Origin of the sequence: Amycolatopsis sp. NPDC059657 (assembly GCF_042734395.1) — a bacterium.
GTDB lineage: Bacteria > Actinomycetota > Actinomycetes > Mycobacteriales > Pseudonocardiaceae > Amycolatopsis.
This window is the reverse complement of sequence record NZ_JBHWEB010000004.1, coordinates 177,689-188,509: the sequence shown is the minus strand read 5'-3', so window position 1 is coordinate 188,509 and position 10,821 is coordinate 177,689. Positions and strand designations below refer to the sequence as shown.

Here is a 10,821-nt window from a genome sequence, read left to right as displayed (position 1 = left end):
GGGCGGTTCTAACCGCCCGCAACGCGCACGACCCCTAGAGACCAGCGAGAGCCTTGGTGACCAGTTCCTCGACGCGGCCGCGGACGGCCTCGGCGTCGGCGGGCACCAGCGCGAGGCGGGTGCGGCGGGCGAGCACGTCGTCGGCGTCGAGCGCGCCCTCGTGCCGGACCGCCCAGACGACCTCGGCCGCCGTGATGCCGGCGCGGAGTTCCTCGCCGAGCGACCGGTCGACCTCGCCGAGTGCGGCGATCCGGGGCGCTTCGGTGCCGTACCGCGCGACCAGCCGCTCTGGCGCGTCCAAAGTGGACAGCGTGGAGCGGTCGGCGGCGCCGATCATCGGCAGGTGGGAGGTGATCGACGGGCCCGCGTGCAGTCCCGCGTGCGCGATCGCGGCGTCGACGCCGTCCTGTGCCATCTTGCGATACGTCGTCAGCTTGCCGCCGACGACCGTCACGACGCCGTCGGCCGAGGTCGCGACCGCGTGCTTGCGGGAGAGGTCCGCGCTGCGGCCGCTGGTGCCGGGGATGTCCACCAGCGGGCGGAGCCCGGCGTACGAGCCGATCACGTCGTCGCGCGTGAGTTTCCTTGCCAGCACCGAGGAGGCGACGCCGAGCAGGAAGTCCACATCGGACTCGGGAACCGTTGGCACGTCAGGGACATCGCCGTGCAAAGGCTCGTCCGTGAGTCCCAGGTAGACCCGCCCGCCTGGCTGTGGCAGCAGGAACACGAAGCGGTTCGTCTCACCGGGCACCGCGACGTTCACCGACGCCAGTCCGAGACCGACCGTGTCCGTCGCGAGGACCAGATGCGAGCCTAGCGACGGCCGCAGCCGCACCGACGGCACCACCGAACCCGCCCACACTCCGGTCGCGTTGACCACCTGGCGGGCCGAGATCTCCAGTGTCTGTCCCGAAAGCTCGTCGCGGGCCAGTACCCGGTCGCCGCTCACCTCGACCGCGCGCACCTTGGTCAGCACGCGCGCGCCATAGGAGGCCGCCGTCCGCGCGATCGTGACGACCAGCCTGGCGTCGTCGACGAGCGCGCCGTCGAAGCCGAGCAGTCCGCCGCGCAAACCGTGCCGCTGCAAGCCGGGCGCGAGCGCGAGCGTCTCCGCCGCCGGTACGAAACGCGGCCGCGGCAACACCCAGGACGGCGTCCTGGCGACTCGCCGGAGCACGTCGCCCGCGTGCAGGCCGACCGACGTCAGCCGCCGCTGAAACGGGGACATGCTGGCGTACAAGGGAAACAGCTGCGGCATCGCGCGCGTGAGATGCGGCGCGGTGCGCGTCATCATGATCCCGCGCTCGACCGCGCTCTCCTGCGCCAGCGCGAACTCGCCCTTGGCCAGGTACCGCAGCCCGCCGTGCACGAGCTTGCTGGAGAACCGCGACGTGCCGAAAGCCAGGTCGTGCGCTTCGAGCAACGCGACGGTCAGGCCGCGCGACGCCGCGTCCAGCGCGATCCCGGCGCCGGTCACGCCGCCGCCGATCACGAGCACGTCGACGCGTTCGCCACCCGCCAGCTCCTCGAGCTCACGTTCCCGCCGGCGAGCGTTCAGCGAACCAGGGATCATGGTCTCAACGACGCGTCGAGGATGTGGCTGAACTCGGCTAGCAGCGCGGTCTCATCCACGTCGGTCGTCGCCGGGCGCAGCGAGAACGCGTACGACTGGACGATCAGCAGGATCGAGCGTGCCTGCGTCATCAGGTCGGCGACGCGGACCGAACCGTCCGCGTGCCCTGCCTCGAGCAGTGACCGCAGCACCTGCTCGGCGAACTGCTGGGTCTGGCCGAACCGCGCGACGATGTAGGGCAGCACGAGCTCAGGGTCGACGTCGAGCAGCGTGCGGAACAGCTGGTCGGTCGACAGCGCGCTCACGCCGGCCGAGGCGATGACCACCAGGCGCTCGCGCGCGGTCGGCGCGTCGCTGCCCTCGGCGCTGGCGCGGCGCAGCAGCTCGCCGAACTCGCGCGTCATCAGCGCCGCGAGCACGCTGCGGACATCGGGGAAGCGCCGGTAGAGCGTCATCCGGCTGACCTTGGCGGTCCGCGCGATCTCGGCGAGCGTGGTACGCCGGACTCCGACCGCGAGCACGCATTTGCGCGCGGCGTTGAGCAGCACGTCGTCCGAGACGCGGACCGCGGGCTGCCGGGTCCGGGTGCCCGCGAGCGCGCTCGGTGTGCGTTGTCCCACGAGTGAGTGACGTTCGGCGCTCATATGTCACACTCTAACGGTGAACGAGACGATTGACCACCGGCTCCGCTCAACCTGGGCTCCAGATCACGCCGACCTGCCCGCTCGCGCACTGCGCTGGCTGACCGAGCGTATCGGGCGACCGGGGCCGTCAGCTCCCGTCGTTACCGACTCGGGGCTCGATGTCGCCGAGTCCCGACTGGACGGAAAAGCCGCTGACGAGCTGAAATCCGTCGTCGGCACCGAGTTCGTGCTCACCGCATCGGGTGAGCGACTGGGCCGCGCGGGCGGGTTGTCCTATCTGGACCTGTTGCGACGGCGCGGACTTGGCGAACTCGCCGTGCCGGACGCCGTCGTGCTGCCTGCCACGCCCGAGCAGGTGCAGGAGGTGCTCGAGGTCTGCGTGCGTCACGACGTCGCGGTCGTGCCGTTCGGCGGGGGCACCTCGGTGGTGGGCGGCGTGAACGCGCTGCGCGGTGACAAGGCGTCGGTGATCTCGCTCGACCTGGCCAGGCTCGACAAGCTCGTTTCGCTCGACCCGGTGTCGCATATCGCCGTCCTGCAAGCGGGCGTGCGCGGTCCCGAGGCCGAACGCCTGCTCGCCGAGCACGGCTTCACGCTCGGGCACGTGCCGCAGTCGTTCGAGCGCGCCACGATCGGCGGATTCGCCGCGACACGGTCGGCAGGCCAGGCGTCTTCGGGCTACGGCCGTTTCGAGGACATGGTGTCCGGTGTCCGGCTCGCCACGCCGCGTGGCGAATGGCGGCTCGGTGTCGCGCCCGCCTCCGCCGCGGGCCCCGACCTGCGGCACCTGGCGATCGGCAGCGAGGGCACGCTCGGCGTGATCACCGAGGTCGCGCTGCGCGTGCGCCCGGTGCCCGCGCGGCGACGCTACGAAGGTTACGTGGTCGACGGCTGGGCCAAGGGCGCCGAAGCGGTGCGCGAACTCGCGCAGAACCATGTGCTCGCCGACGTCACGCGACTGTCCGATGTGGACGAGACCGAAGTGTCGCTCGCGCTCAACGCGGGCCTGAAGACGGCCGCGCTCAAGCAATATCTGCGTGGGCGCGGCATCAAGAACCCGTGCCTGCTCATCCTCGGCTGGGAAGGTCAGGAGATTTCCAACCGCCGCAAGGAAACCCTCAAGTGGCTCAACGCGGTCAAGATCGGCCGCTCACTCGGCGAGTCGTGGCGGCATGGCCGGTTCTCCGGTCCTCGTCAGCGCGACACGCTGCTCGACGTCGGCGTGTGTGTCGAAACGCTGGAGACGTCCGCGCACTGGTCCAAACTGGATCATCTGCGTGACGCGGTCCGCGCCGCGCTGACCGGCGCGCTCGGCTCACCGATCATCATGTGCCACATTTCGCACGCCTACGAGACTGGCGCGTCGCTGTACTTCACCGTGCTCAGCGCGCGTGACGCCGACGACCCGGTCGGCCAGTGGGAGCGTGCGAAGGCGGCCGCGTGCGAGGCGATCAAGGGGCTCGGCACGATCTCACATCACCACGCGGTCGGCGTCGACCACGCGCCTTACCTGCGCGCCGAGATCGGCGAGCTGGGCATCGAAGTACTGCGCGCCGCACGGTCCACTGTGGACCCGACCGGAATCCTCAATCCCGGCAAGCTCACAGCAGGGTGATCTCGATGCCGTGCGAGATGCCAGGCGAGCCTTCGAGCCCGACGGCCTCGCATTGCGGCACCTCGGCGACCCGCACCGGCACGCCGTCGATGAGCAGCGGGAACCGGACGTCGGTCGCGCCGACGTAGGCGCACACGTTGTCCAGCTCGTTGCCGTCCTCGAGGGTGATCGTGCCGGTGTGGAGCCTGCTCAAGTGATGCCGCGAGCCGCGCGCCTCGCAGACGTCGAGCACCTCGATCTGGTCGGGGGTGGCGAACCAGACGGCATGCCACTCGACGACGCCAGGCATGGCGACGAGCGTCGTCGGGCGCTGACCGTCACGCACGCGCAGGCCGGACGCCCACACCGCGGCCAGCCCGACGCACTGCGCGCGCACCACGACCACCGGGCCCCGCAGCCCGAGTTCGTCGCGGAGCCAGGTGATCTTGGACGGGCAGGCGTTCGAGCCGTACGCGAGCACGGCCTGGCGCTCGCGCCAGCCGTCCGGCGCCGTGTCGAGCGAGTGCCCGGCGCCGTCGAAGTGCACGAAGGAATGGTCGGGGCGGGCGCCGGGGTAGGGATCGGCTGGGTACTCGGCGTCGGTGAAGAGCTTCAAAACACCACCACGCTCCTCAGCACTTCACCCCGGTGCATACGCTCGAAGGAGTCCTCGACCTGGTCGACGCCGATGCGCTCGGTGACGAACTTGTCGAGCGGTAGCCGTCCCTGTAGGTACAGGTCGATGAGCAGCGGGAAGTCGCGCGAGGGCAGGCAGTCGCCGTACCAGCTGGACTTCAGCGAGCCGCCGCGTGAGAAGAAGTCGATCAGCGGCAGGTCGCCGACACGCATGTCCGGCGTCGGCACGCCGACGAGCACGACGGTGCCGGCCAGATCGCGGCCGTAGAACGCCTGGCGCCAGGTCTCCGGGCGCCCGACCGCGTCGATCACCACGTCGGCGCCGAACGAGTCCGTGTGCTCCTGGATGGCCTCGACCACCTGGTCTTCGGACAGTCCTCTGCTGTTGAGCGTGTGCGTGGCGCCGAACTCCTTGGCCCACTGGAGTTTCCGGTCGTCGGTGTCGATGGCGACGATGGTGGTCGCGCCGGCGAGCTTGGCGCCGGCGATCGCCGCGTCGCCGACCCCGCCGCAGCCGATGACGGCGACCGAGTCGCCCCTGGTCACCGCGCCGGTGTTGAGCGCGGCGCCGAGCCCGGCCATCACGCCGCAGCCGAGCAGCCCCGCGACGGCGGGCTCCGCGGCACTGTCCACCTTCGTGCACTGTCCACTGTGGACCAAAGTTTTCGGCAGGAAGGCGCCGACGCCGAGCGCGGGGCTCAGCTTCGTGCCGTCGGCCAGCGTCATCGGCTGGGTCGCGTTGAACGTCGAGAAGCAGTACCAGGGCTTGCCGCGCTTGCAGGCGCGGCAGGTGCCGCAGACCGCGCGCCAGTTCAGGATGACGTAGTCGCCGGGCTCCAGGTCGGTCACGCCCGCGCCGACCTGCTCCACGATCCCGGCCGCCTCGTGGCCGAGCAGGAACGGGTACTCGTCGTTGATGCCGCCCTCGCGATAGTGGAGGTCGGTGTGGCAGACGCCGCAGGCCTGGACGGAGACGACGGCTTCACCAGGCCCGGGATCGGGGACGATGACCGTTTCCAGCGAGACCGGCTCGCCCTTCGCGCGCGACACGACGCCCTGAACCTCGTACGGCATTGCCACCTCCGTGTAGAAGATCCCCCGGCAGCTTGCCATGGAAAGAGCGGATATCGCGAGATCCGCATGGGTAGGGGTGAGCGACTGGGCCATCCGGGTGAACTGATGAACCGCTTGGCCCGACGGCGCGTGTGGCTGGCATGTCCACGCTGAATCTCGACTCGCATCGGCCCGCGTTCACCCGTGATCCGTACCCGTTGCTGGCCGAGCTACGCGAGGCAGGGCCGGTGCACCGGGTGGAGTACCTCGGCGTGCCGATGTGGCTGGTCACCCGCTACGCCGACGTCAAGGCCGCGCTCGGCAACCCGCTGGTCTCGCACGACGCGGTCAACGCGAACGACGACGTGCGCAAGATCCCGTTGATCGCACACGGCTGGTCAGGCGAACTGAGTCATCACATGCTCTTCGCGGACGCCCCCGAGCACTCGAGGATGCGCCGGGTGGTCAACCGCGAGTTCACCCCGCGACGGCTCGCGGCACTGGAGCCGCGCATCCAGCAGGTGACCGACTGGCTCATCGAGAGCATCGCGAGCCAGGGCAAGGCCGACCTGATCGAGGACTTCGCCGCGCCGCTGCCCGCGACGATCATCATGGAGCTGCTCGGCGTGCCAGGCAGCGACCGCGAGAACTTCCGCTACTGGGCCGACGTCGTCACCGGCGTGCGCGAGGGCGACATGGAACTCCTCCCGCAAATGCACGCCGAGGCGAACGCGTACCTCCGCGACCTGATCAAGTACAAGCGCACCCAGCGCGAGGCGTTCGCGGGCACGGACCTGCTCGGCGCGCTGGCCCGCTCGTCCGGCGAACGCCTCAGCGACGTCGAGCTGATGGCGATGGGCTGGCTGCTGCTGGTCGCGGGCTACACGACGACGATCGACCTGATCGGCAACGGCATGCTCGCGCTTTTGCGTCACCCCGAGCAGCTGAAACTCCTGATGGAGCGGCCGGAGCTGCTCGACAACGCGCTCGAGGAGTTCCTGCGCTTCGACGGGCCGACGGCGATCCCGACCCTCCGGTTCGCCAAGCCGGGCCTGACCATCGGCGGCGTCGACATCCCGGCCGGCGACCTGATCGCGTTGTCACTGGCCTCGGCCGACCACGACCCCGGCCGCTTCGACAAGCCCGACGAACTCGACATCGAGCGCGCGGACCGCGGCCACGTCGCGTTCGGCCACGGCATCCACTTCTGCCTCGGTGCGCCACTCGCCCGCATGGAAGGCCGCATCGCCTTCCGCGCGCTCCTGGCCAGGTGCCGGGACCTCAAGCTGGACATGTCGGCGTCGCTGTCCTGGCGGGTGAGCGTCAACATCCGGGGCCTGCGCCACCTCCCGGTCACCTTCACCCCCACCCGCGGCGGGGCTTAGCGGGCTCTATCCCACGCCGGGCGAGTGGGATAGAGCCCGCTAAACCCCGCCGCCAGTGGGAACCGGGCGGATGGCGGGAGCAGAGGGCTCGCCATCCGCCCACCCCCCAGCCTCGGGTTCCCAAAACCCCCAATGCGGCATTCGTCAGCTCCGGAACCCCCAATGTGGCTTTCGTCAGCTCAGAGCTGACGAACGCCACATTGGGAGGCTGAAACCTGACGAATGCCGCATTGGGATTTTTTTCCCAGGCCGGGCGCAGGTCAGGGGTCTACCAGGGCGTGATGATGTAGGCGATCCCTCCGGGACCCGAGGCGACGCCGCCCGAGGCGGTGTAGCGCTTGGTCCGCTGCCAGATCGTCTCGAACTGGGCGCGCTTGTAGACGTTGCGGACGCGGTCGTTGCTCGACGAGGCCGGGTCGTTGGCGATCACGTCGCCGTCGGCGGTGAAGCCGATGACCACCATGATGTGCCCGGACGTCCCGTAGCCGGCGCCGTCGAGTTCCTCCGCGCGGAACGACTGCGACGTGATCACCGGGATGCCGCGCGCGATGTAGCTTTCGAGCTCGTTCAGCGAGTGCAGTCTGGTGATGTGCCCGCGCAGGCCGAGCGAGGCCGCGTAAGCCGTGTTGAACGGCCAGTTGCCGGTGCCGTCGTAGGCGTAGTCGTAGGTGTAGCGCGCCGCGTACGCCACGGTCGGGTCGACGTAGCCGGACGGGATCCAGGTCATGTCCGCGGGCTTGGGCCGTTTGCCCCAGTATTCGGCGACCATTTCGGTCGAGGTCGGGCTGCACCAGTTCTCGCCGCCGCCACCGTATTCCGGGAACTGTCCTTTGTGGAGGTTCTGGGCATACGGTGGTACGGGAAGTTCGATCCCGCGCGCACGGCCCGGCGTCGTCGCCTGGACGTCGAAGCGGTCCGGGACGTGCGACGCCATCGCGCCGAGCGACGTCACGGACGGCGTCTCACGCGTGCCGGCCTCGCGGTAGAGACTCACCCGCAGCCGGTACGACTTCAGCGTCACGCCCGACTTCATGACCAGCGTGTCGACGTCCACGAAAGCGTTTGCGTCGGACTGGCCGTCAACGCTGGTGCGCTTGATGTCCGCGTCGCCGTTGGCCCAGCGTCCCATCGTGTACCAGGCCGTTTCGGCGCCCGTCCCCGTCCGGCCCTTCGCTTCGACCTGCAGCCAGGTCTTCTCGGGTGTTCGCGCGTTCCACGAGGCGATGAGCTGCGTCGCGTCGAATTTCAGCCGGTAGCTCGGAGACGTCCACTGGCCGTATTCGTAGGTCCTGGTGGTGCCCAGCTTCGGCTCGGTGTGCTCGATCGTGCCGATCGGCCGGTCGATGCGCAGCCCGCCGCGTTCGATCGCCAGCCCGGCCAGCGTGCCCTCGTGGAAAGCCCAGCCGCCCGCCCACTCGTGGTAGTCGACCGCTTCGTCGTCGCGGCCTGGGTGGGCCTCGGCGGCCTGCGTAGTCACGGCGGTCATCATCGCCACGGTGAGCAGCAGCATCAATCGGCGGGCTCGCATGTGGGCTCCATCCCTCATAGCATTCTTAGCTGTGGAGGATTTTCGCCCACGGTTCGAGTTCCGTAAAGAACCTCTGTATTTCTTTTGTACACCTGCATGTCGCCGATCAAAGCACCGCTTGGGTCTGCGTGATCTTCGCGGCGAGCTTGCCCGCGTCGTCGCGGATTTCCGTTTCCACCACAATGATCTTCCGCCCGGCGTGCAACGGGCGAGAAGTGGCGACGGCGTGTCCCGCGCGGATGCCACGAAGGAAGTTGGTTTTCGACTCGATCGTGGTCGTGCCCTGCGCGCCTTCCGGAAGATTGAGGAACGCGCACACCGCGCCCGCCGAATCGGCCAGCGCCATCAGCGCGCCGCCGTGCAGCACCCCGCCGATCGTGCACAGCGACTCGTCCCAGGCGAGGCGGGCGCTGACGAGTTCGGCGGAGTGCTCCCGTGATTCGACGCCGAGCCGCGCGGCGAACGGCATCGTCTGGTGGAACAGGTCGTCGGTCATGGGGGAGAGCCTGCCCGACGGCCCGCGCGGGGTCGATTACCTCCGGGGTAACGCGCTAGCGCAGCGGATGCGCGAGCACCAGCTCGGCGTTGCGGTCGCCCGAAGCGCCGAGCTGGCCGAGGTCGGCGTGGATGTCGTTGTAGGAAAGCTCGCGGTACAGCGACGCGAGGCCGTCCGCCGACTGGTTGTCGTAGGACACCGAGTACGGCGCTTCGGATTCGATCAGCGTGGTGAACAGCGAAAGCGTGCCGTCGACGTTGTCCGCGACCTCGATGATCCGCGCGTGCTGCGGGAAGTCGATGTGCGAGGCCGTGTTGACCTCCCAGAAGCTCCGCTTCGCGTCGGCGTTGACGTGCGGGATGATCTGGTTGCGGTGGGTGTGGCCGTTGACCCAGGCGATGACGTTCGGGAACCGGTGCAGCAGGTTGACGAAGGTGTCGCCGTTCAGCCGCGGCTCGGCCAGGTGCCGCGAGTCCGGCAGGATGTTGCCCATCGAACCGCTGGTGTGGTGGCTGAACAGGATGAACAGCTCGTCGGTCACCTGATGGGTGACCTTGGCGTTGAACCAGTTGTAGTAGGTGGAACTGTTGCGCTGCAACGTCTTCTCCACCCAGCTGTACTGCCCGAGCCCGATCGACCCGTCGGCGAACCCGCCGAGTGTGGTGGTGTCCAGGCTGATCCCGGTGACGCCGGGCGCGATCCGGAACGTGTAGTAGACGTTCTTGCCGTCGGCGTTGTCCGCGGTGAACCCGTGGCCGAACGGGCCTGGCCCGGTGTTGGCCGCCTTGAGGTGCGCCTGCACGAATTCGGCCGTGGTGAACGGCTTGCGCCGCGCGTCGGGGGTCACCTCACGGATCAGCCCGCTGCCGCCGAACAGCTCGGCGATGGGCACGCTGGAGCCCGGCTTGAGTATCGCGTCGGCGATCTTCTTGGTGCTGGCCTCGTCCTTGCCGATCACCTTGTACTTGCCGGTGTAGAACGCGCTGATGCCGGGGATGCCCTCGGGCAGCGTGCCGACCACGCTGTCGTCGTGGTTGCCGAACGTGCAGTACCAGGGGATGTCGAGGCCGTCGGGGGTGAACGTGCGCATCGCCGCCTCCAGCAGGCCTGGCACCTGCGGGAAGCCCTTCTTCGAGTAGGCGTCGGCCAGTGGCGTGCCCGGGTTCCAATAGCTCGGGCTGCCCGACGCCTGCACGCCTTCGTAGCGGTTCGGGTCGCCGGAGTTCGGGGTGACCTCACGGCCGCCGTTGAGCACGCCGAGGAACCAGTCGAGTTCGAGCTGCTCGTGGTTGTCGGTGTTGTCGCCGGTGGTCACCATGAAGTCGAACGGCCTGCCGGTGAACGGCCCGGTCCGCACGCTGTTGACCCGCTTCACCAGCGCGTTCGTCGCGACCGTCCCGAGCGCCTCCTGCGGCCGGTGCGCCGACGAGATGTACGGGTGCACGTACTCGAAGCGCGCCGGGCTCTCGGTGTCGGTGATGTGCAGGTCGGTGAACTGCACGAACGACGCGAGCGGCGTCCGCCGGTCGTCGCGCCCCGCGCTCGCGGCCGCCAGGTCCTGCCGGAGCACGACCGGCCAGCCGGGGCCCGCGGCGAGCCTGGTGTACGACGGGCCTGACGAGACCGGAGCGGCCGCGGCCTGCAGCGTCGTGCCCGCGGTGCTGACCGCGCGACGCGTGGTGAGCGCCAGCGCCCGGTCCAGCGCGTTCGAGGTCGGCGTGCAGAGCAGCAGCCCCGCCCCGGACAGCCCGGCTGCGGTGACGAATCGGCGGCGGGTCAACTCGGCCATGCGGTCGCTCCCAGTCGTAAGTGACATTCGAACCCTGGGTGTTACACGGTGCCGGACGAGGTTAGCGAGACGGTGAACTTTCGGGTAGGGCAACGCGAAAATTTGTCACATCCGGAGCATGGC

At 69.3% G+C, this 10,821-nt stretch carries 9 protein-coding genes; 2 read left to right on the top strand and 7 right to left on the bottom strand.

The window, feature by feature from the left end:
* Positions 1 to 34: 34 nt before the first annotated feature.
* A complete protein-coding gene (locus ACFV15_RS04030; RefSeq protein WP_378348631.1) occupies positions 35 to 1,573 on the bottom strand; it encodes a glycerol-3-phosphate dehydrogenase/oxidase in 1,539 nt (512 codons plus the stop codon).
* Complete coding sequence (locus ACFV15_RS04025) at positions 1,570 to 2,217, bottom strand: TetR/AcrR family transcriptional regulator (protein ID WP_378348630.1); 648 nt, start codon at positions 2,215 to 2,217, stop codon at positions 1,570 to 1,572. The genes ACFV15_RS04030 and ACFV15_RS04025 overlap by 4 nt, the downstream gene beginning before the upstream one ends.
* A 16-nt stretch (positions 2,218 to 2,233) precedes the next feature.
* On the opposite strand from ACFV15_RS04025, the gene ACFV15_RS04020 reads away from it, so the two are divergent.
* A complete protein-coding gene (locus tag ACFV15_RS04020; RefSeq protein WP_378348629.1) occupies positions 2,234 to 3,832 on the top strand; it encodes an FAD-binding protein in 1,599 nt (532 codons plus the stop codon).
* Here ACFV15_RS04020 and ACFV15_RS04015 read toward each other — a convergent pair.
* Positions 3,819 to 4,358, bottom strand: a complete 540-nt coding sequence (locus ACFV15_RS04015) for a gamma-glutamylcyclotransferase (protein ID WP_378348639.1) — start codon at positions 4,356 to 4,358, stop codon at positions 3,819 to 3,821. The two genes, ACFV15_RS04020 and ACFV15_RS04015, sit on opposite strands and share 14 nt — an antisense overlap.
* Positions 4,359 to 4,423: 65 nt before the next feature.
* On the bottom strand, positions 4,424 to 5,521 hold the full coding sequence (locus ACFV15_RS04010) for an S-(hydroxymethyl)mycothiol dehydrogenase (protein ID WP_378348628.1): 1,098 nt from the start codon (positions 5,519 to 5,521) through the stop codon (positions 4,424 to 4,426).
* A 140-nt stretch (positions 5,522 to 5,661) separates the two neighbouring features.
* Between ACFV15_RS04010 and ACFV15_RS04005 the strand changes: the two genes are divergently transcribed.
* Positions 5,662 to 6,885, top strand: coding sequence for a cytochrome P450 (locus tag ACFV15_RS04005; protein WP_378348627.1), 1,224 nt, complete (start codon positions 5,662 to 5,664; stop codon positions 6,883 to 6,885).
* 268 nt (positions 6,886 to 7,153) lie between these two features.
* Here the strand turns inward: ACFV15_RS04005 and ACFV15_RS04000 are convergent, their stop codons facing one another.
* From ACFV15_RS04000 to ACFV15_RS03990, 3 genes are all read right to left on the bottom strand, one after another.
* Positions 7,154 to 8,413, bottom strand: coding sequence for a peptidase C39 family protein (locus ACFV15_RS04000; protein WP_378348626.1), 1,260 nt, complete (start codon positions 8,411 to 8,413; stop codon positions 7,154 to 7,156).
* Between the two features lie 106 nt (positions 8,414 to 8,519).
* Entirely contained in the window at positions 8,520 to 8,909 is a 390-nt protein-coding gene (locus tag ACFV15_RS03995) for a PaaI family thioesterase (RefSeq protein ID WP_378348625.1), read from the bottom strand.
* A gap of 55 nt (positions 8,910 to 8,964) precedes the next feature.
* Complete coding sequence (locus ACFV15_RS03990) at positions 8,965 to 10,698, bottom strand: TIGR03767 family metallophosphoesterase (protein ID WP_378348624.1); 1,734 nt, start codon at positions 10,696 to 10,698, stop codon at positions 8,965 to 8,967.
* Positions 10,699 to 10,821 lie beyond the last annotated feature (123 nt).

Excerpts from the sequence above, each read along its gene's own strand:
- ACFV15_RS04000 (WP_378348626.1), bottom strand. The coding sequence starts at position 8,413 with ATGCGAGCCCGCCGATTGATGCTGCTGCTCACCGTGGCGATGATGACC.
- ACFV15_RS04025 (WP_378348630.1), bottom strand. The coding sequence starts at position 2,217 with ATGAGCGCCGAACGTCACTCACTCGTGGGACAACGCACACCGAGCGCG.
- ACFV15_RS04030 (WP_378348631.1), bottom strand. The coding sequence starts at position 1,573 with ATGATCCCTGGTTCGCTGAACGCTCGCCGGCGGGAACGTGAGCTCGAG.
- ACFV15_RS04005 (WP_378348627.1), top strand. The coding sequence starts at position 5,662 with ATGTCCACGCTGAATCTCGACTCGCATCGGCCCGCGTTCACCCGTGAT.
- ACFV15_RS04010 (WP_378348628.1), bottom strand. The coding sequence starts at position 5,521 with ATGCCGTACGAGGTTCAGGGCGTCGTGTCGCGCGCGAAGGGCGAGCCG.
- ACFV15_RS03995 (WP_378348625.1), bottom strand. The coding sequence starts at position 8,909 with ATGACCGACGACCTGTTCCACCAGACGATGCCGTTCGCCGCGCGGCTC.
- ACFV15_RS03990 (WP_378348624.1), bottom strand. The coding sequence starts at position 10,698 with ATGGCCGAGTTGACCCGCCGCCGATTCGTCACCGCAGCCGGGCTGTCC.